Source organism: Streptomyces sp. NPDC104309 (genome assembly GCF_055584025.1).
This window is the reverse complement of record NZ_JBVJMV010000004.1, coordinates 1-23,518: the sequence shown is the minus strand read 5'-3', so window position 1 is coordinate 23,518 and position 23,518 is coordinate 1. Positions and strand designations below refer to the sequence as shown.

Genomic DNA, 23,518 nt, shown 5'->3' with positions numbered 1-23,518 from the left:
AACGACGCGGGGTGGAGCAGCTCGGTAGCTCGCTGGGCTCATAACCCAGAGGTCGCAGGTTCAAATCCTGTCCCCGCTACTGAAGACGGAAGGCCGGATCCTTTGAAGGATCCGGCCTTCCGTGCATTATCTGCCCCGGCCCGTGCTCAGAGCTTGTGACCCACCGCCTCCGAGTACATCGCCCGGTCGACGGCCTTCGCCTCCGGCACCGCGGCACCCTTAGAGACCCCCGCGTCCGCGTACGCCTTCTGCAACCGGTCCGTCGTCCCCCCGCGTATCTCCCAGTCCATCCGCATCGACGGTGTCGCCCGCAGCGTGGCCTCGTCGGTCTTCATCAGCTTCGCCAGTTCGGCGACGAACGCGGGGTCCGCCTTGTAGTCGCCGGCGAAGTAGGTGTTCACCGTCCGGATGTAGGCCCGCAGGAAGGCGACGCCCGCGTCCGGGTCCTTGTTCAGCAGCGTCGGGCCGAACAGCAGGCCGCCGAGCGGTTCGCCGAGCGGCTGGCCGCCGAGGAACGCGTACTGCCGGTCGCCGTCCACCTTGCGCCAGACCGGGTCGAGCAGCCAGGCCGAGTCCACGCCGCCGTTCCGCAGCGCGGTCAGCACGTCCGCGGAACCGAGCTGCTGGAAGCTGATCCTGTCGAGGCCGCCGCCGTGCTTCTTCAGGGAGGTGTCCATCGGGTATGCGATGACCGAGCCCTTGCCGATCATCGTGCCCATCTTCCGGCCCGCCATATTGACGTGATCGGCGCTTTCGCCGTCCTTGAGCCGCACCCACAGGCCGCTCTTGGAGGCGGGGTCGGGGGAGAAGTTCCCCGCCACCCACTTGATGTCGAAGCCGCCGTTGACGCCGTTCATCACGGCCGCCTCGGGTGCCGCCCATTGGGCGTCCACATCGCCCCTGGCGAGCAGCGGCAGGGCGTCCGGGGTGGGCAGCACCTTCAGCTCGACGTCGAGTCCCTCCTTCGCGAACTCGCCCTTCGCCACCGCGACCTGGAGCGGCGCGACGTACTCCGCGCTCAGGGTGCCGGTGGCGACGGTGAGCTTCCGCTTCTTCGCCAGGGGGCGGGGGGCCGGTGCGCCCTTGTCGCAGCGGGCCGGTTTCCGGTCGGGGGCGAGGTCGGCCGGGTCGGTCCAGCCGCCGGAGCCGCAGCCCGCGACGGGCTCGACGGTCCGTGGCGCCGCAGGGGCGCCGCGGTCGCCGGCGGAGTCCTTCCCGGCACAGCTCGCCGTGCCGAGCAGGGACGCGGTGATGAGTACGACGGTGCAGGTGAAAGGGGTACGTGTACGCACAGTGCCTCCGTACGAAGAACGAGGGGAGCCGTTCAGGACCGGCCGCGGCCGCGGTCGCGCGGGGCCCACGGTGTGAGCAGCCGCCCGGCGACCCGCACCACTTCGGAGAAGACGACGCCCAGGACCGCGACACACACGATGCCGACGAACATCACGTCGTTCTGGAACAGCGCCCGGGAGTCGAAGATCAGATGCCCCAGCCCGTCGGCCGCCGCGATCTGCTCGGAAGCGACGATGACCAGCACGGCCACCCCCGCCGCGATCCGCGCTCCGACCAGGACGGCGGGCAGCGACGCGGGCAGCAGCACATGGCGGAACATCTGCCAGGGAGAGGCGCCGAAGACCTGACCGGCGTCCCGGTGGCCGGCCGGGACGGCGAGCACGGCAGCCATGGTGGAGATCCAGACGAAGAAGAAGACGGTCGCCGCGACCAGGGCGATCTGCGGCCCCTCACCGAGGCCGAACATATTGAGGAAGACCGGCAGCAGGGCCAGCTTCGGTACGACGTACAGAGCGTCGAGCAACGGCTCCAGCGCGGCCCGTACGAGGGAGAGCGAGCCCATCAGCAGTCCGAGCGCGTATCCCGCGACGGTGCCGATCGCGTAGCCGCCGAGGACCCGCTTGAGCGTGGCCCACACATCCGGCCACAGCTCACCGGCGCTCGCCCGGTCCCAGCCGTCCGCGAGGATGGTGGAGGGGGCGGGGTAGACCCGGTCGTCGATCCAGGACCGCTCGGCGGCCAGCTGCCAGAGCAGCACGAGCACCAGTGGTACGGCGACGGCGAGCGAGAGCTCCAGGGCGCGCCGCCTGCGGTGGGTGCGCACTGGACGCAGTTCCTGCGGACCGGGCCTGCGGACCAGCACGCCCTCGTCGGGTTCCGTGGCGTTCACGGTGGCGCTCATACCGGGGACACCTCCCTTCGCACCTCGCCACGCAGCAGCTCCCACAACTCGCTCTTCAGCGCGGTGAACTCGGGCGCCGACCGGACCTCGCCGGTGCGTGGCCGGGCGAACGGCGGACGGCGCTCGGCGATGATCCGCCCCGGTCTGGCGGACATCACCAGCACCCGGTCCCCGAGCACGATCGCCTCTTCGAGGCTGTGGGTGATGAAGAGGGTGGTGGTACGGGTGGTCTGGGTGAGGTCGAGCAGCTCGTCCTGGAGGATCGTGCGCAGCTGGGCGTCCAGCGCCGCGAACGGCTCGTCCATCAGCAGCATCTCGGGCTCGACGGCGAGGGCGCGGGCGATGGCGACCCGTTGTCGCATCCCGCCGGAGAGCGCGGCCGGATACGCCCCCGCGAAGTCCGAGAGTCCCATCCGGGCCAGCCAGTCGTGAGCCCTGGCGTCGGCCTCCTTGCGCGGTACGCGCTGGATGTCGAGGCCGAACCGGACATTGGCGAGCACGGTCTTCCAGTCGTAGATCCCGTAGTCCTGGAAGATCATCGCCGCCGGGCGGGACGAGGCCGTACGGAGGGAGAGCTCGCCCGAGCTGGGGCGGAGCAGTCCGGCGGCGATCCGGAGCAGCGTGGACTTGCCGCAGCCGGACGGGCCGACGATGCAGGTGAACTCGCCCGGTGCGACGGAGAGATCGACCGGACCGAGGGCGGGAAGGGCCTTGGCGCCGCGTCCGAACGAACGGGTGAGCGCGTCGGCGCGGAGTTTGGGACTGGTGGCTGGGGCAGTGGGTGTGGGTGTGGTCGGGTGCGGAACTCCCACGGGTCTCTCCTCGCGCGTATCGAGGTGCGGATCCGCCGCGGGGCGGACGTGATCGCCGCCGACGATATGACGCTCCGTCAGATTCGGGAAGGGGGTGCGCGCGTGGTGAGGTCGAGGGTGCGGGGGTGTGCCGGGGCCGCCCGGTGTCCGTTCCGTCCTCGTTCCGCGGGCGGGGCGGCCGGGGGCGGGGCGGTCCGAAGCGCTCGGTGCACCCGCGGCGGCCGGTCCGTGCCTTGTGCCGGCCGGCTCGCGGGCGTGTGGTGCGTGCGTCCGGCGGGCATGCGGAAGGCCCCGGTGAGCAGGATGCTCGCACCGGGGCCCTCCGTGGTGGGACTCAGCTCGTCGCGGCGCAGTTCGGGCAGATGCCGCGGTAGGTCACCTCGACGCCGGAGACCGTGAATCCGAACCGCTCGTCGCTCGGCAGGTCCGCCAGCGGGTCGCCCGCCGGGTGCACGTCGCGGATGGTGCCGCAGTTCGCGCAGACGAGGTGGTGATGGGGGCGGTGCGCGTTCGGGTCGTAGCGCTTGGCCCGGCGGTCCGTGGAGACCTCGATGACCTCGCCGAGCGTCACCATCTCACCCAAGGTGTTGTAGACGGTGGCGCGGGAGATCTCGGGCAGCTTGGCGACGGCCCGGGCGTGGACCTCGTCGGCCGTCAGGTGCACATGGTCCCCGTCGAGGACCTCGGCCACGACGCGCCGCTGCGCAGTCATGCGCCAGCCGCGTCCGCGAAGTCGTTCCAACAGGTCACTCATAAGAACAAGCCTAACAGTGAGGGGACCAGGTCCCGAACAGGTGTGACTTTGGATGTTCACTTGACTTGGACAATGTCCATTGTAGGATCGGAACCGGCATAAGCCAAGGGACAGGCTGTGCAGGACATGACGAATGTGCAGGAACGACGCAGGAGGCGCACGTGACGCAGGGACCGCTCACCACGGAGGCCGGCGCGCCGGTCGCCGACAACCAGAACAGCCAGACGGCGGGCGTCGGCGGGCCGGTGCTGGTGCAGGACCAGTCGCTGCTGGAGAAGCTCGCGCACTTCAACCGTGAGCGCATCCCGGAGCGCATCGTGCACGCCCGCGGCGCCGGCGCGTACGGCACGTTCACGCTCACTCGTGACGTCTCCCAGTGGACGCGGGCGAAGTTCCTCTCCGAGGTCGGCAAGCAGACCGAGACGTTCCTCCGCTTCTCGACCGTCGCGGGCAACCTCGGTTCGGCCGACGCGGTGCGCGACCCCCGCGGCTTCGCGCTGAAGTTCTACACCGAAGAGGGCAACTACGACCTCGTCGGCAACAACACCCCGGTGTTCTTCATCAAGGACGCCATCAAGTTCCCGGACTTCATCCACACCCAGAAGCGTGACCCGTACACCGGCTCGCAGGAGGCGGACAACGTCTGGGACTTCTGGGGTCTGTCGCCCGAGTCCACCCACCAGGTGACCTGGCTCTTCGGTGACCGCGGCATCCCGGCCACGCTGCGTCACATGAACGGGTACGGCTCGCACACGTACCAGTGGAGCAACGAGGCCGGCGAGGTCTTCTGGGTCAAGTACCACTTCAAGACCGACCAGGGCATCAAGAACCTCACCCAGGACGAGGCCAACAAGCTCGCCGGTGAGGACCCGGACAGCCACCAGCGTGATCTGCGCGAGGCGATCGAGCGCGGTGACTTCCCGTCCTGGACGGTGCAGGTCCAGATCATGCCGGCGGCCGAGGCGGCCACGTACCGCTTCAACCCGTTCGACCTCACCAAGGTGTGGCCGCACGAGGACTACCCGCCGATCGAGATCGGGAAGCTGGAGCTCAACCGCAACCCGGAGAACATCTTCGCCGAGGTCGAGCAGTCGATCTTCAGCCCCGCGCACTTCGTGCCGGGCATCGGCCCGTCCCCCGACAAGATGCTCCAGGGCCGTCTCTTCGCATACGGCGACGCCCACCGCTACCGCGTCGGCATCAACGCCGACCACCTGCCGGTCAACCGCCCGCACGCCACCGAGGCGCGCACCAACAGCCGTGACGGCTACCTGTACGACGGCCGTCACAAGGGTGCGAAGAACTACGAGCCGAACAGCTTCGGCGGCCCGGCCCAGACGGACCGGCCGCTGTGGGAGGCCACCCCGGTCGCGGGCGGGATCGGTACGCACGAGGCCCCGAGCCACGCCGAGGACAACGACTTCGTGCAGGCCGGAAACCTCTACCGGCTCTACTCCGAGGACGAGAAGGTCCGGCTGATCGACAACCTCGCCGGATTCATCGCCAAGGTGTCGCGCGATGACATCGCCGAGCGCGCGATCAACAACTTCCGCCAGGCGGACGGCGACTTCGGCAAGCGTCTGGAGGCCGCGGTCCAGGCCCTGCGCGGCTGAACCGACGCCTGTCGTCGACGGTGGGCCGGTTCCCTCTTCGGAGGGGGCCGGCCCACCGGTCGTTCCCGGGGCTCAGCCGACGAGTTCCGCGTGGTGGCGGCGCCTGATGGGCGCCCAGCAGCGCAGGATGTCGCGGACCGAGACGACGCCGACGGGCCCGTGGTCGTCCAGCACGATCAGATGACGGAATCCGCCGTGTGTCATGGCCTCCGCGGCCTCTTCCAGGGTCCAGGTGGGGGCGGCGTAGACCACATCGGTGGTGGTGTGGGTGGAGGCGGTCTCGACATCGGGGTTCTTGCCGGAGCCGACCGCGTCGAGGATGTCGCGCTCGGTGAGAATGCCGAGCCCGCTGGTGTCCCGGTCGAGGACGACCGCGGCTCCGACGCGGCGGACCGACATCAGCCGGGCGGCCTCGCGGAGCGTGTGGGCCGGTCCGATGGTGAGGACCAGCGTGCTCATGGCGTCACGGACGAGCATGAAGGGAGCCACCTCCTTCGTGAAGCGACCGTGTGAGTCGATTCACAAGTTCACAAGCGGGGGGACTCTCAGAGTTGCACCGATGCGGAACCGGAACAAGGGGGGTGGGAGTGCGCGAGGGGCGTGCGGTGGTGCGCGACGCCCCTCGGGGGCGCGATCCCGATCAGTAGCGCTGGTTCAGATAGCCCAGCAGTTCGTGGTGGAGCACCCCGTTCGAGGCCGCCGCGTTGCCGCCGCCGGGGCCGGAGACCCCGTCCAGGCTGGTGAACTTCCCGCCGGCCTCCTGGACGATGATCGCGTTCGCGGCCATGTCCCAGAGCGAGAGCTCGGGCTCCGCGCAGATGTCGACCGATCCCTCGGCGACCATCATGTACGGCCAGAAGTCCCCGTACCCACGCGTGCGCCAGCAGGCCCTGGTCAGATCCAGGAACCCGTCGAGCCGGCCCTGCTCCTCCCAGCCGCTCAGCGACGCGTACGCGAACGAGGCGTCCGCGATCCGCTCCACCTTCGACACCTGCAGCCGGGTCGCCGACGTCAGACTGCGGCCGGAGAACGCGCCCGCGCCCTTCGCCGCCCACCAGCGCCGGTTCAGGGCGGGGGCGGACACCACGCCGACCACCGGCTGGAAGCCGTCCTCCCCCGCTTCCATCAGGGAGATCAGCGTCGCCCAGACCGGCACGCCCCGGACGTAGTTCTTGGTGCCGTCGATCGGGTCGACGACCCAGCGCCGCGGGCCGGTGCCCTCGATCCCGAACTCCTCGCCCAGAATCGCGTCGCGCGGGCGGGCCCGATGGAGGTGGCCGCGGATCAGCTCCTCGGCGGCCTTGTCGGCCTCACTCACCGGCGTCATGTCCGGCTTGGTCTCGACCTTGAGGTCCAGAGCCTTGAACCGGTCCATCGTCGCCGCGTCGGCGGCATCCGCCAGCACATGGGCAAGGCGCAGATCATCGTGGTAGTCGGGCATGCCGTCACAGTATCGACCGCAGGTGAACGGAGCCACAGGGGTTCGCGGCGGCCCGGACCATTGACAGCTCCCGGCGGCACGTCAACTCTGGAACGCAGGCCCCATGGCGCGGGAGGCGACGATGCCCACGGCGCGAGACGCATTGCTGAACGCCGCACTCTCGGCGCTGGCCACGCTGCCCTGGTCGGCGGTGCGCATGGTCGATGTCGCGTCCGCCGCCGGGGTCTCCCGGCAGACCCTCTACAACGAGTTCGGCGGCAAGGACGGCCTGGCCCGTGCCCTGGTCCGGGGTGCCGCGGACGGCTACCTGGCAGGCGTCGACCGGGCGCTGCGGTCGGCCGGCGACCCGGGGGACCAACTGGCCGCCACGGCCGCCTGGACCGTCCGTGCCGTACGCACGAACGCCCTGGTCCGAGGGTTGCTCACGGGCTGCTGGGGTGAGCGATTACCCCGTCCCGTAGGCCCGGCGGCGCCGACCTCGTCGCCGGTTCCCGCCCAGCGGTGGGCCGATGCCGGAACGCCGACGCCCGCCGAACTGCTCGGCCAGGTCAGGGAACGCATGGTGGCCGCCCTCGACGGGGGCCGGTCATCGCGCGACCCGGAGTCGCTGGCCGCGACCTGCGAGATCGTGCTGCGGCTCGCGCTGAGCTACGCGCTGGTACCGGCTGCGCCGGGCGAGACGGCACCGCTGGTGCGCACGGTGGTGGAGGGGCGGCCGGCCGGATGAAGACCGGGGCCCGTCGCTGCTTCTAGGTCCTGTCCTGTCGACCTTCGTGGATCAGCCCGGGGCGTCTGGTGCGGTGCATCGCAAGGCGGAGGATCGTCCTCGTACCGGACGTACTCGGGCGATACCGACAACGCGGCGAGGTGCCGTGCCAGGCGTTCCGGGCCCGCGAAGATCGGCAGGACAGGGCCTAGCCGGCCGAGCCCGTCACAGTCGGAGCCGGCCGGGCCGGAGGCGCCGCGGCAGGCGATGCAGGTCGGTGCGGGCGCCGGGCACCGCGTCGCGTGTCACTTCCCGCGGACGCCCGTCACGGCGTGGGCGTGCCGGGCGGTCAGTGGGACGAGCCCGAGAGCTGCAGGCCGATCACGCCGATGATCACCAGGGAGATCGAGATCAGCTTGAGGGTGGAGACCACGTCGTCGAGGAAGACCATGCCGTAGATCGCGGTGCCCGCCGCGCCGATGCCGGTCCACACGGCGTAGGCGGGCCCGACGTCGAGCTTCTTCAGCGACAGCGTCAGCAGACCGAAGCTGCCGAGCGCGAAGATGCAGAACGCGACGGTCGGCCAGAGCCGGGTGAATCCGTGCGAGAGCTTCAGACAGACGGCGAAGCCGGTCTCCAGAACTCCCGCGACCACGACCAGCAGCCACGCCATCGTCACTGCCCTCCCACTTCGGTGACCGCCTTGCTTCGCTGGGTGTGATTATGCACTTACCGGCGACGGCGGATCGCAAACGTGCCCGGGTCAGTCGCCTTCGCGCCGCTCCCGGGTGGACAGCAGTCGCCGCAGCGAGTCCAGCCGCGCCGGATCGGCGTGACCGTCCGCCACCCAGGCGTCCAGGGCGCACTCCGGCTGATTGCCGTCGTGGGTGCAGCCGCGCGGGCAGTCCTCGGTGCCGGGCTCCAGGTCCGGGAACGCGTGGATCACCCGGGACGGATCGATGTGGTTGAGCCCGAAGGAGCGCACGCCGGGGGTGTCGATCACCCAGCCGCGATAGTCGGGCAGCGGGAGCGCCAGCGCCGATGTGGTGGTGTGCCTGCCCCGGCCGGTGACCGCGTTGACGACCCCGGTGGTCCGCCGCCGGTCCTTCGGCACGAGCGCGTTGACCAGCGTCGTCTTCCCCACCCCGGAGTGGCCGACGAAGGCGGTGACCCGGTCGTTCAACTGCTCGCGGACCCGCTCGGCCGCGTCGCCGTTCTCCAGCTCCTCGCGGCTGGTGACGATGAAGGGGACGCCCAGCGGGGTGTACGCCTCCAGCAGTTTGTCCGGGGAGGCGAGGTCCGACTTGGTGAGCACGAGGAGCGGGGAGAGCCCGCCGTCGTACGCGGCGACCAGACAGCGGTCGATCATCCGCGGCCGGGGTTCCGGATCGGCCAGCGCGGTGACGATCGCCAGCTGGTCGGCGTTGGCGACGACGACCCGCTCGTACGGATCGTCGTCGTCCGCGGTGCGGCGGAGCACCGAGCGGCGCTCACCGATGCGGACGATGCGGGCGAGGGTGTCCTTGTCGCCGGACAGATCGCCGACGATGGAGACCGTGTCACCCACCACGGCGGCCTTCCGACCCAGCTCACGGGCCTTCATCGCCATGACCGTACGGCCGTCGACGAGACAGGTGAGGCGGCCCCGGTCGACGGTGAGGACCATGCCGTCCTCGGCGTCCTCGTGCTTCGGGCGGGTATGGGTGCGGGGCCGGTTGCCCTTCGGGTTGGGGCGGAACCGGATGTCGTCCTCGTCGGGGTTCTTGCCGTAGCGGCGCATGTCTCAGGCCCCGAGCATTCCGGTCCACATCTGCGGGAAGTCCGGCAGGGTCTTGGCTGTGGTCGCCACGTTCTCGATCTCCACTCCGGGGACGGCGAGGCCGATGACCGCCCCCGCGGTGGCCATCCGGTGGTCGTCATATGTATGGAAGGTACCGCCGCGCAGCGGCCTGGGCCGGATGTGCAGCCCGTCGGCGGTCTCGGTGACGTCGCCGCCGAGCTCGTTGATCTCCTTGGTGAGCGCGGCGAGCCGGTCCGTCTCGTGCAGCCGCAGATGGGCGACGCCGCTCAGGGTGGACGGGCCGTCCGCGAGGGCCGCGACGGCCGCGATGCCCGGGGTGAGCTCGCCGACCTCGCCGAGGTCGACGTCGATGCCGTGGATACGGCCCGAACCGGTGAAGGTGAGCCCGTGCTCGGTCAGCTCGCAACTACCGCCCATCGCGGTGAAGATCTCCCGCAGCGCGTCGCCCGGCTGGGTGGTGTGCTCGGGCCAGTCGGGGATGGTGACCCGGCCGCCGGTGACCAGCGCTGCGGCGAGGAACGGCTGGGCGTTCGAGAGGTCGGGCTCGATGGTGAGATCACGGCCGAGCAGGGCGGAGGGCGAGACCCGCCAGACGTTCGGCTCACCGCCCGTCTCCGGCTCGTCGACCTGGGCGCCGACGGCCCGGAGCATGTCGACGGTCATCCGGATGTGCGGCATGGAGGGGAGCCGGGCGCCGGTGTGGCGCACCTCCACCCCCTGGTTGTAACGCGGCGCCGACAACAGCAGCGCCGAGACGAACTGAGAGGACGAGGAGGCGTCGATCTCCACCGCGCCGCCGTCCAGGGCGCCGCTGCCGTGCACCGTCATGGGCAGCGAGCCGCGCCCGTCGTCGTCGATCCGTGCGCCCAGCACCCGCAGCGCGTCGATCACGCCGTTCAGCGGGCGTTCGTACGAACGGGTGTCTCCGTCGAAGTGGATCGGGCCGTCGGCCAGCGCCGCGACCGGCGGCAGGAAGCGCATGACCGTACCGGCGTTGCCGACGTCGATCGTGGTGGGGCCGTGCAGCCCGGCCGGGATGACCCGCCAGGCCTCACCGGCGCCGTCCGGGCCGTCCGCGACGGAGGAGCTGGACGACACCGTCTCCTCGATGCCGACGCCCATCGCGCGCAGTGCCTCGGCCATCAGCAGGGTGTCGCGGGAGCGCAGCGGGCGACGCAGCCAGCCGGGCTCGGCGGCGAGAGAGGAGAGGACGAGCGCGCGATTGGTGACCGATTTCGATCCGGGCACGGTGACGGTCGCATCGACGGCTCCGGTCGCATGCGGGGCGGGCCAGAGGGCGGGGTGCACGGAACGTTCGGTCATGGACCTCACTTTAGTGGCTCACCGCAAACCGGAATCTCTATCAAATAGGTCGAAACGGTGGCGTAGCGCATGTGTGGTACATGGCGCCGCGCGGGACCGCCCCGCGTCTGCCTGCCCTCAGATGCCGAGCAGCCAGCGCCCGCCGCCGATCAGCGAGCAGAGCGACACCGCGTGGAAGAGGAACAGCCACAGCGCGGCCGGCACATCGGTCAGCCGCGACAACTGGTCCGCGTCCGAGTCCGGCGCCCCGCCGTGCCGCCGCTTCGACTGGAGCTCGAAGGCCGGGCGTACGCCGCCGAGCAGCAGGAACCAGACCACGGTGTAAGCGAACAGCGACTGCACGGCGGGCGAGGCCAGCCAGGACACCAGCAGGAAGGCCGACCCCGTGAAGATCACCGTCAGTGCCCCGTACACATTGCGGATCATCACCAGCATCACCGCGAGCAGCGCGGTGGCCAGCCACAGCAGCAGCGTGATCCTGCCGCTGACCAGCAGCCATGCCCCGCCCAGGCCCAGCAGCGGCGGGGCGGTGTAGCCGGCCGCCGCCGTCAGGATCATTCCGATGCCGGTCGGCTTGCCACGGCTGACGGTCAGCCCGCTGGTGTCCGAGTGCAGCCGTATGCCGGACAGCTGCCGCCCGGTGCACAGCGCGATCAGCCCGTGCCCGCCCTCGTGCGCGATGGTGATCGCGTTGCGGGTCAGCCGCCATATCAGGTTCGGCACGACGGCGATCAGCGCGAGCGCGCCGGTCACCACCACCAGCCACTGCTCGGGCGCGGGCTGGGTGCCGAAGACGCGGTCCCACAGATTGCCCAGATCGGTGCTGTCCATGGTGCGGGCGGCTCCTTGCGGTATCGGCGTCCTGTCGGCGCGTCGGTCGTGGCAGTCTGGCACTTATGTGCGGACGGTATGCAGCGAGTCGGCGGCCCGAGGACCTGACCGGACTCTTCCGGGTCGAGAAGTGGGAACCGGCAGAGACTCTGGCGCCCGATTGGAACGTGGCGCCGACCAAGGAGGTCTACGCCGTACTGGAACGTCCATTGAAAGACGCAGACGATCAGCGTCCGGTTCGCCAGCTGCGTGCTCTGAAATGGGGACTCGTGCCGTCCTGGGCGAAGTCCCCCGAGGGAGCGGCACGCATGATCAACGCCCGCGCGGAGACCGTCCACGAGAAGCCGTCCTTCCGCCGCCCCTTCGTTTCCCGGCGCTGCATCCTGCCCGCCGACGGCTACTACGAGTGGGTCACCGGCGCCGATGAGCGGCAGCTGGAGGAGAAGGGGAAGAAGAAGCGGCCGCGCAAGCAGCCCTACTTCGTGACGCCCGCCGACGGATCCGTCTTCGCGATGGCCGGACTGTACGAGTTCTGGCGCGACCGGACCCTGCCGGACGACCACCCCATGGCCTGGTGGGTGACGTGCTCGGTGATCACGACCGAGGCGGAGACCACCCCGCTCGCCGTCGCCCCGGCCGAGGGCCCGGCCACGCTCGCCGACATCCACCCCAGGATGCCGCTCATGCTGACCCCGGACCGGTGGGACGCCTGGCTCGATCCGTCACGCACCGACACCGAGGAACTGCGGGCGCTGCTCGCGCCGCCGCCGGGCGGGCTGATGCGGGCCTACCCGGTGGCCACGGCCGTCAGCAATGTCCGCAACAACGGTCCCGAGCTGCTGGAGGAGCTGGCCGCGCCGGAGGTGAGCACGCTGTTCTGACCCCGTTCCGAGCGGGCAGGATGGGGCGTGTGAGTACCGCAGAGACAGGCCGCAGGACCGAGACGGTCGACACGGACGCCGGGCCGGCCAGGATCACCTGGCTGCCCGCGGGGAACCCTCAGGAGCCGAGGGACCCGAAGGCCCCGCAAGGCCTGAAGGATCCCGCGGGCCCGGGGAACGCCCGCCTGGTGCTCGCCGTCAGCCATGGCGCGGGCGGCGGCATCGAGACCCGTGACCTGCGGGCCCTGGCCGCCGCGCTGCCCGCCCACGGGGTCGCCGTCGCCCTGGTGGAGCAGCCGTGGCGGGTCGCCGGGAAGAAGATCGCGCCCGCCCCGAAGACCCTGGACGCCGGATGGCGGGGCCTGTGGCCCGCGCTCACCGCCCCCGGGCTGCCCGTCGTCGCCGGCGGGCGCAGCGCCGGGGCCCGGGTGGCGTGCCGGACGGCGACGGAGCTCGGCGCCCACGGCGTCCTCGCGCTGAGCTTCCCGCTGCACCCTTCCCCAAGCTCTCAGCTCCGTTCGAGCAGGGGAGACCCCATCGGAAGGCCGGAGAAGTCCCGCGCGGACGAGCTCCTCGGGGCCGGCGTGCCCACACTCGTCGTGCAGGGCGGGAACGACCCGTTCGGGCGGCCCGCCGAATTCCCGCCGGGGGAGTACGAGCTCGCCGAGGTGCCGTACGGGGACCACGGGTTCGCCGTACCGAAGAAATCCGGCCTGACCGAGGATCAGGCGATGGCGATCCTGACCACCGCCGTGACCGCATGGCTGTCGGCCCTCGTGTGAGGTACGTCGCCCTGGGGAGGGGGCCGGCCGAACCCCTCGGACGGCCGGGGCGCACCCCCGGGAATGTTGAGCCAGGGGCCACTGTTGTCGGTGTCATCGGTATATCAACGTCGTACGTGGAGAGGGAGTCCGTCGCATGGGTTCGACCATCTGCCCGCGCCGCTCGAACGCCGCCGACCTGGAGTGGACGGTCCTGCACACGGCCAGGACCACTCCCGAGCGGGCACTGAGCGGATCGGATCGACAGCCCGTCTCGAAGCAAGGTCGACTATTCTCCGATTCGAGCGGGTCCGGCTTCGGCTCCGCCACAGCGTTGGAGGAGGTGGGTCCGGTCACTGGGACCGACACAGGGACCGACGACGGCCGCGCGCAGGAGACGACCGCCGAGCGCAACGCGCGCTTCGAGCGGGACGCGCTCGGTTTCCTCGACCAGATGTACTCGGCCGCGCTGCGCATGACGCGCAACCCCGCCGACGCCGAGGACCTGGTCCAGGAGACGTACGCCAAGGCCTACGGCTCTTTCCACCAGTTCCGCGAGGGCACCAACCTCAAGGCGTGGATGTACCGCATCCTCACCAACACCTTCATCAACTCGTACCGCAAGAAGCAGCGCGAACCCCAGCGCAGCGCCGCCGAGGAGATCGAGGACTGGCAGCTGGCGCGCGCCGAGTCGCACATGTCGACGGGTCTGCGTTCCGCAGAGTCGCAGGCGCTCGACCACCTGCCCGACTCGGACGTGAAGTCCGCCCTGCAGGCGATCCCCGAAGAGTTCCGCATCGCCGTGTATCTCGCCGATGTAGAGGGCTTTGCCTACAAGGAGATCGCGGACATCATGGGGACTCCCATCGGTACGGTGATGTCCCGACTGCACCGGGGCCGCCGCCAGCTGCGCGGCATGCTGGAGGACTACGCCCGTGAGCGCGGGCTCGTCCCGGCCGGTGCCGGAGAGTCGGACGATCGGAAAGGCTCGGGCTCATGAGCTGCGGAGAGCCGCACGAGACGGACTGCTCAGAGGTCCTCGATCATCTCTATGAGTTCCTCGACCACGAGATGCCCGACAGCGACTGCACCAAGTTCGAGGTCCACTTCGAGGAGTGCTCCCCGTGCCTGGAGAAGTACGGCCTGGAACAGGCCGTGAAGAAGCTGGTGAAGCGCTGCTGCGGCCAGGACGACGTGCCGACCGATCTGCGCTCCAAGGTGATGGGCCGGATCGATCTGATCCGTTCGGGACAGGCCGTGCCGGAGCAGGACGTGACGGCGTCGGAGACCGGACAGCCGACCGCCGCCACGGAGTGACGCCGCAGCCCGGCGGCCGTCCCGCCCGGGGCCCCGACGCTCGGCTCCGCCCTCGCATCATCCGCGCCCGCGTCGCGTCACCCGAATGTGCTAATCGGGCTCATCGCGGCTCGGCGGGACACACAACTCGCTAGCGTGGCGCCTCCATTGACCATGTTGGGGGCGGGCGGGTGGGAGCGACACGCGGGGCGGCGCGGGCGTACGTCCTGGTGGCCGCGGCCGGTGCCCTGCTCTGTGTGCTGCCCGCGCTGCGCACGGGCGCAGGGACCCCCTGGGCCACCGTCGGACTGCTGACCGCGCTCTACCTGGCCTGTGAACTCCCCGGGCGCTGCCCCTTCTTCGGCGGCTCCGTGCCGATCAGAGCCGGATCGTTCTTTCCACTGCTGCTCGCCACCGCCTTTCTGCTGCCGCCCGCCGCGGCCGGCCTGGTCGCGATCCCCGGATCGCTCGTCGGCCGGGTGGAGAACTCGCCCGTCGCCGCACGGCGGGTCTGGCGGGCCGCGCAGCTCGCCGTCACCGTCGGGGCCGCCTCGTCCGTCCACGGGCTGCTGGGCGGCGCCGCCACGCTCGGCGGGTCCGGCGCCGACCGGCTCCCCGACCTCCCGTACGCCCTGCTGCCCGCCTGCGCGGCCGCCCTGGCCTTCAGCCTCGTCCTGGCCGCTCTGGACGGCTCCATCCTGGTCGCGGCCGAACGGCTGCCCCTGCGGCGCGCCTGGGACGGGTTGCTGTCCCGGTCGCTGGGACCGCACCTGGTGCACGGACTCGCCGGACTGATGATGGCCGTGCTGTGGCGAGGTCCGTACGGTCCGCCGTCCGCGCTCATCGTCCTGCTGCCGATCTACATCTCCTGCTGGGTCTTCGCCCAGTACCACCGCGAGCACGCCGCCCACCGCGCCACCATCAGGGCACTGGTGCAGGCCGTCGACATCAAGGACGCGTACACCCGAGGTCACAGCGAACGGGTGGGACAGGCCTCCGTCCTCATCGCCCGCGAACTGGGCATGGAACAGGGCCGCCTGGAGGTCCTCCGGTTCGCCGGCATCCTGCACGACGTCGGCAAGCTCGGCGTCCCGACCCGGGTGCTCCGCAAAGACGGACCGCTCACCCCGGAGGAACGGCGGGTGATCGAACTGCATCCGGAGTACGGGCACGAGATCGTCCGCGGCATCGGCTTCCTCGGCGAGGCCCGGGACGCGGTCCTGCACCACCACGAGCGGCTCGACGGCAGCGGCTACCCGTACGGGCTCAGCGGCCGGGCGATCCCCGAGTTCGCCCGGGTCGTCGCGGTGGCGGACGCCTTCGACGCGATGACGTCGACCCGGTCGTACCGCAGGGGACGGCCGGTGCCCGCGGCGCTGGAGGAGCTGAAGCGGTGCTCGGGCACGCAGTTCGATCCGCAGATGGTGCGGGCACTGGTGCGAGGGGTGGAACGGCACGGTTGGTCGCCGTCGACCGCGGTGACGGCGGACGAGGCGATTCCGCGGCCACGGGACGGGGAGGCTCCGGTGCCCCCGGCACCGGCCCGTCCGCCGTGGCCGGACGCGTCCGACGCGGCGCCCGGTCCGGTGGCGCCCGCCGACGGGCTCGGGGCGACCCCCGGTCCGCAGCCGTCCGGGGACCGGCCCGGATGAGCCCGGCCCGCACCCGGCGAAAGGCGCTGCCCCCCGCCGTCCTCGCCGTGCGCGGTGCCGCAGCCGCGCTCGCCGTCGTCGGGCTCGGCCACACCCTCTGGGACGGTGTCCACGAGCCCGGCCACGCCCTCGCCTTCGGGGTCCTCATCACCGTCGGTGAACTGGCCCGCTGGGGCGCGCTGCCCGGCGAGCGCGAGCCCGCGCCGCTCGGGGCCGCGGGGGCGCTCGCGTACGCCCTGCTCGGCCGCAGCGGAGGCGCGCCCACCGGTCACGGCGTGCTCCAGGTGGTCGCCGTACTCGTCGCGGCACAGCTCGTCGCCTGTGTGCCGCACGTGGCCCGGGGCAGCGGACCCTCGCTCGACCGGGTGGCCCGCCGTATCCTGACCGTCGCCTTCGCCGCCGTGTGCTTCCAGCCGCTGTACAACTCCGGCCGCGTCGCGAGCCGGTTCGGCGAAGGCCCGTACTACGTGCTCTTCCCGCTGCTGCTCCTCGTCCTGACCGCGCTGTGCGACGCTGTGCTCGCCGCGCTGCTGCTGCGCTCGCGCACCCGCCACCCGTACGGGCCGCTGCTCCACGACGAGCTGCGCGCCCTCATCGGCATCGGGTCGGCGGTCTGCGCGACCGGGGTCGTGATGGCGCTCGGGGTCGCCGTCGCCGGGCTGTGGGCGCTGCCCGTCCTGTGCGTACCGCTGCTGCTGACCCAGGTCTCGTTCCGCCGTTTCGTCGCCGTGCGCACCACCTACCGGCAGACGATCACCTCGCTCGCCCGGTCCACCGAGATCGCCGGGTACACCCCGCACGGCCATGCCCGCAGGGTCGCGACGCTCTGCACCGCCGTCGGCCGTGAGCTGGGGCTCTCCGGACGCGAGCTGACCGTGCTGGAGTACGCGGCCCTGATGCACGACATCGGCCAGCTCTCCCTGGTCGATCCGGTCCCGGACGGCGCGACGGCCACCCTGCCCCCCGCCGAGCAGCGCCGCATCGCGCTGCTGGGCGGGGCCGTGGTCCGGCAGACCGGGGTGGACACCGGGGTCGCGGTCGTGGTGGAACGGCAGGCCGACCCCTTCCGCGAGCAGCCGCTGTCCGCCAGGATCGTCAGGGCCGTCAACGCATACGACGACCTCTCCGGGGAAGGTCTCATCGGGCCGCTGGGCGCGATGGAGCAACTCAGGCTCGGGACCGGTCACGACTATCAGCCCGAGGTCGTGGAATCACTGGCCCGGGTCCTGGCACGGGGCGGTCCGACCCCCGTCCCGCCCGGGTAACCCATGGGTAATGAGCGGGCGTCCGGCCGGGCATGGTTGGATGCGAAGAGGAGCGGAAAACGAGGGTGTCCAGTCGGGACGGGCGGGAATCGTGAGGATCTTCGGGAAGGTACGGCATCGGCCCTCCGCCTCTTGGCGGCAGGCCACGGACCGCGCGTTCACGCTGATCGGCGACGGCCGGTACGAGGACGCGGGCGCACTGCTGACCCGTGCGGCGGACCTGGAACCCTGGCTCTCGGAGTCGTGGTTCAACCTGGCGCTGCTGCACAAATTCCGGCATGACTGGGAACAGGCGAGAGCGGCCGGTCTCAGGGCCGTCGCGCTGCTCGACAAGGAGTCCGGCGCTCCCGACTGGTGGAACGTCGGGATCGCCGCCACCGCGTTGCAGGACTGGCCGCTGGCGCGCCGCGCCTGGCAGGCGTACGGCCTGAAGGTGCCGGGCGCCGGCCAGCACACCTCGGCGGCCAACAGCGAGCCCGTCGGCATGGAGCTCGGCAGTGCCGCGGTACGGCTGTCGCCGGAGGGCGAGGCCGAGGTCGTCTGGGGCCGCAGGCTCGATCCGGCCCGGATGGAGGTGCTCTCCATCCCGTTGCCGTCGTCCGGCCGGCGCTGGGGAGAGGTCGTCCTGCACGACGGGGTGCCGCACGGCGAGCGGGTCACCGCGGCCGGCCCCGCGTACCCCGTCTTCGACGAGATCGAGCTGTGGGCGCCGTCCCCCGTACCCACCTGGGTGGTGCTGCTGGAAGCGGCCACCGAGGCGGACCGGGACGCGCTGGAACAGCTGGCGTCCGACGCCGGCTTCGCCGCCGAGGACTGGTCGTCCTCCGTGCGGCTGCTCTGCCGGGCCTGTTCGGAGAGCCGGATGGAGAGCGACGAGGGCGACGGCGAGCACCTGGACCCCCACGACCACAGCGAGCCGGGGCATCCGGGCCCGCTGCGGCACCGCACCGCCGGTGAGCTGTGGGTGCCCGAGCGCGAGTGCGGGATAGCGGCACCGGCCGGGCTGGTGCGCGGACTGCTGGACGGCTGGGTGGCGGACAGCCCGGACAGCCGCGAGTGGCGGGATCTCGAAGAAGTCTGCTGACCGGTGCCCGTAGGCTGTACGGGCACCGATGGTGGTGCTCGGGTGTCCGGGCCCCGGATCTGTCGGATGCCCCGGTTTCAGGTTTTGAGGAAGGCGTACGGCGGACATGGCGCAGCAGGAGACGGACGAGCAGATCAGCCTCGACGACGAAGGTTTCGTCGTGGACACGGAGGACTGTGAGGCGCGCGAGGCGGCACATCGCGAGCGCGGCGCCTCCCGTCCGATCACGGTCGTGGGCAACCCGGTGCTGCACAAGGAGTGCCGGGACGTCACCGAGTTCGACGACGAACTGGCCCGGCTGATCGACGACATGTTCGCCAGCCAGCGGACGGCGGAGGGCGTGGGCCTGGCCGCCAACCAGATCGGCGTCGATCTGAAGGTCTTCGTCTACGACTGCCCGGACGACGACGGCGTGCGGCACGTGGGAGCCGTCTGCAACCCGGTGCTCGAAGAGCTGGCGCCCGAGGACCGGGTCCTGGACGACTCCAACGAGGGCTGCCTCTCCGTCCCGACGGCGTACGCCTCGCTGGCCCGCCCGGACTACGCGGTGGTCCGGGGACAGGACGCCAAGGGCAACCCGGTCAAGATCCGTGGCAACGGCTACTTCGCCCGCTGCCTCCAGCACGAGACGGACCACCTGTACGGATACCTGTACATCGACCGGCTCTCGAAGCGGGACCGCAAGGACGCCCTGCGGCAGATGGCGGAGAACACGCCGCGCTACGAGATCGTGCCGAACGACTGACGTCCGGCTGTCGCCGAGCGGGCCCGGCATCCCCTGCGCGGGAGGCCGGGCCCGTCGGTCCTCGCCCCTCGATCGGCCGGCAATCGCCGTTTACCCATGGGCAGTTGACGCGCGTCGACTCGTCCGACAAGCTCTCTCACCACATCTCCGTCGTGGTAGGGAATCCCCTCATGCTCAGACGCACCGCACGACTGTTGCTCGGTCTTGTCATGACCATGGCTTTCGCCTGGGGTGGGGCCGTGGTCACCGCCGGCACCGCACAGGCCGACGGCTGCTACACCTGGACCCGCACGCTCTCCGCCGGCGCCACCGGCAATGACGTCGTCCAGCTCCAGATACGGGTGGCCGGCTACCCCGGCTACAACTCCGTGCTCGCGGTCGACGGTTCCTACGGACCGGCCACCACCGCCGCCGTCAAGCGCTTCCAGACCGCCTACGGTCTCGCCGCCGACGGCATCGCGGGCCCGGCCACCCAGGCGAAGATCTATGAGCTCCAGGACAACGACTGCACCCCGGTCCATTTCACGTACGCCGAGCACAACCAGTGCAACACGACCTGGGCGGGTGGTGCCGTCGCGGCCGGCACGGCGAAGGCCAACGCCCTGAGCACCATGTGGAAACTGGAGGCGCTGCGGCACGCACTCGGCGACCAGTCGATCCGGATCACCAGCGGCTTCCGCTCCACCTCCTGCAACAGCGCGGTCGGCGGCGCGTCCAACAGCCGTCATCTGTACGGGGACGCGGCCGACCTCGGCGCCGGACCGCACGCCCTGTGCACCCTCGCCAAGGAGGCCCGCAACCACGGCTTCAACGGGATCCTCGGCCCCGGCTACCCGGACCACGGCGACCACGTCCACGTCAACCAGGGGCCCAGCCACTTCTGGTCGGCGCCGAACTGCGGCATCTGACGCACGAGGGCCCCGCACACCGGTCCGTCCGAACCGGCGTACGGGGCCCTTCTCCGTGTGCCGCCCGTGTCAGGCGGTCCTTGCCGTCAGTCGCGTCGCGCCCGTCGTCTGGACCGCGGCGCCGTCCGAAGGCCGCTCCGTCAGATGGAGCTGGGAGATGGCGTTGCGCAGGGTCAGCTTTCCGGCCCCGGTGTCCAGCTGCCAGCGCTGGGTGCGCGCCGTCGCCGAGCACGTCCCGAGCGAGAGCTCCGCCCCCACCTCCAGCGGGGCGCCCAGATACTTCTTTCCGCGCACCGCGTCCAGGCACTGACCGGTCGCGGACGACCGCACCGTGTAGTACCCGTCGGCGGTGGCCGTCAGCATCCAGGAGGCGGCGCCGGCGCGGACCAGGGAGACGCCCGCGTCCGCGGCGGGGGAGAGCGCCCGGTCGCCCGCGGTCAGCCGGTACGTACCGTCGGCGAGCGGGGTGCGCTCGGTGTTCGACCAGCCCGGCGCGTGGCCGATCCGCCGGGCCAGTGCCTCGAAACCGGCGTACGTCTCACTGGGCTTCGGGCCGCCCCAGGTGGTCTGTGCGAGGAAGCGCAGCGGCATGAAGGTCTTCGCCTCCACCTCGTTCTCGGTCTCGGCCGCCGCGCTGTCCGGCCACAGACTGATCTTGGCGCCGGTGAGGTTCGCGGCCGTGGCGGGCAGCGTCTCGCCCTCGAAGCGCAGTGGTGTCCAGTCGCTCTCGTAGAGCTGCCGCGTCTGCGTCGTGTAGCCGCCGCGCACCAGGTAGAGCGCGTACGCCGAGTTCATGACCTGTCGGCCCTCGGCGAGCAGCGCGGACGGCTTCTGGATGGCGCCGCCGCCCAGCCAGTGCTCGACGGTGATGTCACGGTTCAGCGGGACGACGCCGTTGCGGCCCGCCAGGCCGTCGTTCCAGATCCGCAGCGAACGGCCCCTGGCCTTCACATGCTCGTCTACCTGGTTGATGAAGTCGACGAAGAGGTCGTCGGGGGTCGCGCCCGCGCCGAACTTCGCGGTCGCCGCGGTCTGCAGCTGCGGGTAGTTCGGGTAGGACGAGCCGATCATGTACTCGTCGGCGCCCATGTGCCAGGTGCGGGTGTCCCACACCTTCAGGGCCTCGTCGACCATCGAGGTGTAGTAGGTCAGCGCCTCAGGCCGGGAGATGTCGAGCCGGGGCGGGGAGGCGACGCCGTTCCTGTCCTTGAGCTGGAGCTCCGGGTGGTTCTCCAGATAGGTGTCCATGTGGCCGGGGGAGTTGATCTCCGGCACCAGCTCGATGTGGTACTTCTTCGCCAGCGCGACCAGGGTCCGGACCTGCGGCTTCGTGTAGTAGCCCCAGAACGCCGACGCCGGGTCGGTGTCGCTCCTGACCTTGGCCTCGATCCACAGCTGGTTGAGCTTCTGGGACGCCATGTCCTTCATCAGCCGCTCGAACCACGGGATCGAGACGTTGATGTAGCAGGCGCACACCCCGACCCCGCGCTCACGGTACGCGGGCACGTCGGTCGCCGAACCGCGCGCGGCGTGGCCGTCGTCGTTCAGCAGCTGGAGGACGGTCCGCGAACCGTAGAAGACGCCGGTGGAGGTCGCGGCCGTGACCGTGACCCGGTCGCCGACGTCGAGCCGATAGCCCTCTGCGCCCAGCGAACCCCTCAGGGACGGGTCCTGGCGCAGCACGATGTCACCGGTACGGGCCGCCGCCGGGCCCCGCGACACCGAGGCCTTCCGGGCCAGTTCACCGGCGAAGCGGCGCGCGTCGTCGGCCGTGCGGCTGTCCCGCACCCCGTCCAGCACGATCCGTGCCCGGTCGGCCAGCGTGAACTCGCCCTCACCGGGCTGCCATTGCCGCAACGAGGGCAGTACCTCGGGCGGGGGAGCGGCGGAGGGCGGTACCTCCGCCGCCGCGCTCTGCCAGGGCAGCAGCGCGGCGGCGAGCGCGGCCACCACGGCCCCGATGGTCCTTCGTCGTGCCATCCACATGTCCATGGGGCCGACCCTCTTGGGTCACCCGGGCCGTGGTCCATGGACGGGTGTGACCAACGATTGGACGAATGATCCGACGTCAGATCTGTCCGGGATCACGCGACTTCGGTCATGGCGCCCGGCCCGCGGAAGGTGCGGCGGTACGCGTTCGGCGTGGTGCCCAACGATCGTACGAACTGATGGCGCAGCGCGGCGGCCGTTCCGAAGCCGGTGCGCCCGGCGATCGTGTCCACCGTTTCATCGGATGTCTCCAGGAGGTGCTGTGCCAGCAGCACCCGCTGACGGAGCAGCCAGCGGTACGGGGTGGTGCCCGTCTCCTGCTGGAAGCGGCGGGCGAAGGTGCGCGGGGACATGTGTGCCTGGGCGGCGAGCTGTTCGACGGTCATCTCCTGGTCGAGGTGGCGCTCCATCCAGGCCAGGGTCCCGCCGACCGTGTCGCACCGGGTGCGGGGCAGCGGCCGCTTGATGTACTGCGCCTGCCCGCCGTCGCGGTGCGGCGGCACCACCATGCGGCGGGCGATGGCGTTGGCGGCATCGGGGCCGTACGCCTGCCGGACCAGATGCAGACAGGCGTCGATCCCGGCCGCCGTGCCCGCCGAGGTGATGACCGGGCCCTCGTCCACGTACAGCACATCGGGTTCGACGACCGCCCGCGGGAAGCGACGGGCCAGTTCGTCGGCATGACGCCAGTGGGTGGTGCAGCGGCGGCCGTCCAGCAGCCCGGCCGCTCCGAGCACGTAGGCCCCGGAGCAGACGCTCATCACCCGGGCGCCCCGGTCCACGGCCCGGCGCAGGGCGTCGAGGACCTCCTCGGGGTAGTCCCGTGCGATGAAGTGGCTGCCGGCCGGTACGGCGATGAGGTCGGCCTCCTCCAGACGGTCGAGGCCGTGCGGCGTACTGATGGTGAATCCGGCATGGGTCCGCAGCACCGGGCCCTCGGCGGAGACCACGGCGAAATCGTGGACCGGCAGGCCCTCGTCACTGCGGTCGAGCCCGAAGACCTCGCACAGCACACCCAGCTCGAAGGGATGGACCTCGTCGAGCAGCAGGGCGGCGACATTCTTCAGCATGACGCCAGTGTGGCAGTAATTCGATGGTGCATGACAGTCCTGCCACTGCCGGAATCCGGTCGCGCGGACGAGAGTAGAGCCATGAACGCAATCCTGAACGTCCTGGGCACAGCCGCACTTTTCGCCCTCGTCCTGCTGCCCACCCTGGCCGGACTCGCCAGGGAGAGCCGCATCGACCGCGCACTGCGGGAGGCGGAACGGGCACGGGGGGACACGCCCCCGCAGACGGCGGACGCCGCGCAACCGGTCACGGCCGCGCGGCGCCCCCACCTCAGAAGCTGGGCCAGGATCTAGAAGCAACGCCGTTCAGTTAGGGCGGGGTCTGGGGTGTCAAGGGCTGCTCGTGAGCATGTTGATGCTGATGGTGGCTTTGTAGGTGGTGCGGTCGATGG

24 protein-coding genes and 1 tRNA gene are annotated in these 23,518 nt (G+C 71.0%); 13 read left to right on the top strand and 12 right to left on the bottom strand.

Annotated features, from left to right (window positions below; translation table 11 throughout):
• Positions 1 to 5 precede the first annotated feature (5 nt).
• Positions 6 to 79, top strand: a tRNA-Met gene (locus ACZ68L_RS06440).
• A 67-nt stretch (positions 80 to 146) separates the two neighbouring features.
• Here ACZ68L_RS06440 and ACZ68L_RS06435 read toward each other — a convergent pair.
• The 4 genes from ACZ68L_RS06435 to ACZ68L_RS06420 all read right to left on the bottom strand — a co-directional run bounded on the left by ACZ68L_RS06435 (position 147) and on the right by ACZ68L_RS06420 (position 3,760).
• The gene (locus ACZ68L_RS06435) at positions 147 to 1,292 is read right to left on the bottom strand and encodes an ABC transporter substrate-binding protein (RefSeq protein WP_469574624.1); all 1,146 of its coding nucleotides are present in this window, start codon (positions 1,290 to 1,292) and stop codon (positions 147 to 149) included.
• Positions 1,293 to 1,324: 32 nt separating this feature from the next.
• Positions 1,325 to 2,194 (bottom strand): ABC transporter permease, encoded by an 870-nt coding sequence (locus tag ACZ68L_RS06430; protein ID WP_469574622.1) that lies wholly within the window; start codon positions 2,192 to 2,194, stop codon positions 1,325 to 1,327.
• Positions 2,191 to 3,006: an ABC transporter ATP-binding protein gene (locus tag ACZ68L_RS06425; protein WP_469574621.1), complete on the bottom strand. Its 816-nt coding sequence runs from the start codon at positions 3,004 to 3,006 to the stop codon at positions 2,191 to 2,193. The genes ACZ68L_RS06430 and ACZ68L_RS06425 overlap by 4 nt, the downstream gene beginning before the upstream one ends.
• Before the next feature lie 334 nt (positions 3,007 to 3,340).
• Positions 3,341 to 3,760 carry a Fur family transcriptional regulator gene (locus ACZ68L_RS06420; RefSeq protein ID WP_469574620.1) on the bottom strand — a complete coding sequence of 140 codons (420 nt, stop codon included), beginning with the start codon at positions 3,758 to 3,760 and terminating at the stop codon, positions 3,341 to 3,343.
• Positions 3,761 to 3,921: 161 nt separating this feature from the next.
• Between ACZ68L_RS06420 and ACZ68L_RS06415 the strand changes: the two genes are divergently transcribed.
• Complete coding sequence (locus tag ACZ68L_RS06415) at positions 3,922 to 5,373, top strand: catalase (protein WP_469574619.1); 1,452 nt, start codon at positions 3,922 to 3,924, stop codon at positions 5,371 to 5,373.
• A gap of 72 nt (positions 5,374 to 5,445) precedes the next feature.
• Here ACZ68L_RS06415 and ACZ68L_RS06410 read toward each other — a convergent pair whose 3' ends face one another.
• Together ACZ68L_RS06410 and hisN are read right to left on the bottom strand one after the other, a co-directional pair.
• Positions 5,446 to 5,850 (bottom strand): CBS domain-containing protein, encoded by a 405-nt coding sequence (locus ACZ68L_RS06410; protein WP_469574618.1) that lies wholly within the window; start codon positions 5,848 to 5,850, stop codon positions 5,446 to 5,448.
• 163 nt (positions 5,851 to 6,013) lie between these two features.
• A complete protein-coding gene (gene hisN, locus ACZ68L_RS06405; protein WP_469574617.1) occupies positions 6,014 to 6,814 on the bottom strand; it encodes a histidinol-phosphatase in 801 nt (266 codons plus the stop codon).
• Positions 6,815 to 6,935: 121 nt separating this feature from the next.
• On the opposite strand from hisN, the gene ACZ68L_RS06400 reads away from it, so the two are divergent.
• The gene (locus ACZ68L_RS06400) at positions 6,936 to 7,541 is read left to right on the top strand and encodes a TetR/AcrR family transcriptional regulator (RefSeq protein WP_469574616.1); all 606 of its coding nucleotides are present in this window, start codon (positions 6,936 to 6,938) and stop codon (positions 7,539 to 7,541) included.
• Between the two features lie 328 nt (positions 7,542 to 7,869).
• Here the strand turns inward: ACZ68L_RS06400 and ACZ68L_RS06395 are convergent, their stop codons facing one another.
• The 4 genes from ACZ68L_RS06395 to ACZ68L_RS06380 form a co-directional block, all read right to left on the bottom strand.
• Positions 7,870 to 8,193: a DMT family transporter gene (locus ACZ68L_RS06395; RefSeq protein WP_469574614.1), complete on the bottom strand. Its 324-nt coding sequence runs from the start codon at positions 8,191 to 8,193 to the stop codon at positions 7,870 to 7,872.
• Between the two features lie 90 nt (positions 8,194 to 8,283).
• Positions 8,284 to 9,300, bottom strand: a complete 1,017-nt coding sequence (gene rsgA / locus ACZ68L_RS06390; protein WP_376220542.1) for a ribosome small subunit-dependent GTPase A — start codon at positions 9,298 to 9,300, stop codon at positions 8,284 to 8,286.
• A gap of 3 nt (positions 9,301 to 9,303) precedes the next feature.
• Complete coding sequence (gene aroA, locus ACZ68L_RS06385) at positions 9,304 to 10,644, bottom strand: 3-phosphoshikimate 1-carboxyvinyltransferase (protein WP_469574612.1); 1,341 nt, start codon at positions 10,642 to 10,644, stop codon at positions 9,304 to 9,306.
• A 117-nt stretch (positions 10,645 to 10,761) separates the two neighbouring features.
• Positions 10,762 to 11,475, bottom strand: a complete 714-nt coding sequence (locus ACZ68L_RS06380) for a M50 family metallopeptidase (RefSeq protein ID WP_469574611.1) — start codon at positions 11,473 to 11,475, stop codon at positions 10,762 to 10,764.
• Between the two features lie 65 nt (positions 11,476 to 11,540).
• Here ACZ68L_RS06380 and ACZ68L_RS06375 point away from each other — a divergent pair, with 65 nt between their 5' ends.
• The 9 genes from ACZ68L_RS06375 to ACZ68L_RS06335 all read left to right on the top strand — a co-directional run bounded on the left by ACZ68L_RS06375 (position 11,541) and on the right by ACZ68L_RS06335 (position 20,067).
• Positions 11,541 to 12,356 carry an SOS response-associated peptidase gene (locus ACZ68L_RS06375; RefSeq protein WP_469574610.1) on the top strand — a complete coding sequence of 272 codons (816 nt, stop codon included), beginning with the start codon at positions 11,541 to 11,543 and terminating at the stop codon, positions 12,354 to 12,356.
• Positions 12,357 to 12,385: 29 nt separating this feature from the next.
• The gene (locus ACZ68L_RS06370) at positions 12,386 to 13,138 is read left to right on the top strand and encodes an alpha/beta hydrolase family protein (protein ID WP_469574609.1); all 753 of its coding nucleotides are present in this window, start codon (positions 12,386 to 12,388) and stop codon (positions 13,136 to 13,138) included.
• 322 nt (positions 13,139 to 13,460) lie between these two features.
• Positions 13,461 to 14,117, top strand: a complete 657-nt coding sequence (locus ACZ68L_RS06365; RefSeq protein WP_189273941.1) for a sigma-70 family RNA polymerase sigma factor — start codon at positions 13,461 to 13,463, stop codon at positions 14,115 to 14,117.
• Positions 14,114 to 14,434: a mycothiol system anti-sigma-R factor gene (rsrA, locus tag ACZ68L_RS06360; protein WP_351075405.1), complete on the top strand. Its 321-nt coding sequence runs from the start codon at positions 14,114 to 14,116 to the stop codon at positions 14,432 to 14,434. The genes ACZ68L_RS06365 and rsrA overlap by 4 nt, the downstream gene beginning before the upstream one ends.
• A 170-nt stretch (positions 14,435 to 14,604) precedes the next feature.
• Positions 14,605 to 16,065, top strand: coding sequence for an HD-GYP domain-containing protein (locus ACZ68L_RS06355; RefSeq protein WP_469574607.1), 1,461 nt, complete (start codon positions 14,605 to 14,607; stop codon positions 16,063 to 16,065).
• Entirely contained in the window at positions 16,062 to 17,330 is a 1,269-nt protein-coding gene (locus ACZ68L_RS06350; RefSeq protein WP_469574606.1) for an HD-GYP domain-containing protein, read from the top strand. Before ACZ68L_RS06355 ends, ACZ68L_RS06350 begins: the two co-directional genes overlap by 4 nt.
• Positions 17,331 to 17,421: 91 nt before the next feature.
• Positions 17,422 to 18,414 carry a tetratricopeptide repeat protein gene (locus ACZ68L_RS06345; protein ID WP_469574605.1) on the top strand — a complete coding sequence of 331 codons (993 nt, stop codon included), beginning with the start codon at positions 17,422 to 17,424 and terminating at the stop codon, positions 18,412 to 18,414.
• A 106-nt stretch (positions 18,415 to 18,520) separates the two neighbouring features.
• Entirely contained in the window at positions 18,521 to 19,159 is a 639-nt protein-coding gene (gene def, locus ACZ68L_RS06340) for a peptide deformylase (protein WP_469574603.1), read from the top strand.
• A 170-nt stretch (positions 19,160 to 19,329) separates the two neighbouring features.
• The gene (locus ACZ68L_RS06335; protein WP_469574601.1) at positions 19,330 to 20,067 is read left to right on the top strand and encodes a D-Ala-D-Ala carboxypeptidase family metallohydrolase; all 738 of its coding nucleotides are present in this window, start codon (positions 19,330 to 19,332) and stop codon (positions 20,065 to 20,067) included.
• 69 nt (positions 20,068 to 20,136) lie between these two features.
• Here ACZ68L_RS06335 and ACZ68L_RS06330 read toward each other — a convergent pair whose 3' ends face one another.
• A complete protein-coding gene (locus tag ACZ68L_RS06330) occupies positions 20,137 to 22,047 on the bottom strand; it encodes a family 20 glycosylhydrolase (RefSeq protein ID WP_469574600.1) in 1,911 nt (636 codons plus the stop codon).
• Positions 22,048 to 22,151: 104 nt separating this feature from the next.
• Positions 22,152 to 23,126: a GlxA family transcriptional regulator gene (locus ACZ68L_RS06325; protein ID WP_469574599.1), complete on the bottom strand. Its 975-nt coding sequence runs from the start codon at positions 23,124 to 23,126 to the stop codon at positions 22,152 to 22,154.
• Positions 23,127 to 23,207: 81 nt separating this feature from the next.
• Here ACZ68L_RS06325 and ACZ68L_RS06320 point away from each other — a divergent pair, with 81 nt between their 5' ends.
• Positions 23,208 to 23,420 (top strand): hypothetical protein, encoded by a 213-nt coding sequence (locus tag ACZ68L_RS06320; protein WP_469574598.1) that lies wholly within the window; start codon positions 23,208 to 23,210, stop codon positions 23,418 to 23,420.
• Positions 23,421 to 23,518: the final 98 nt, after the last annotated feature.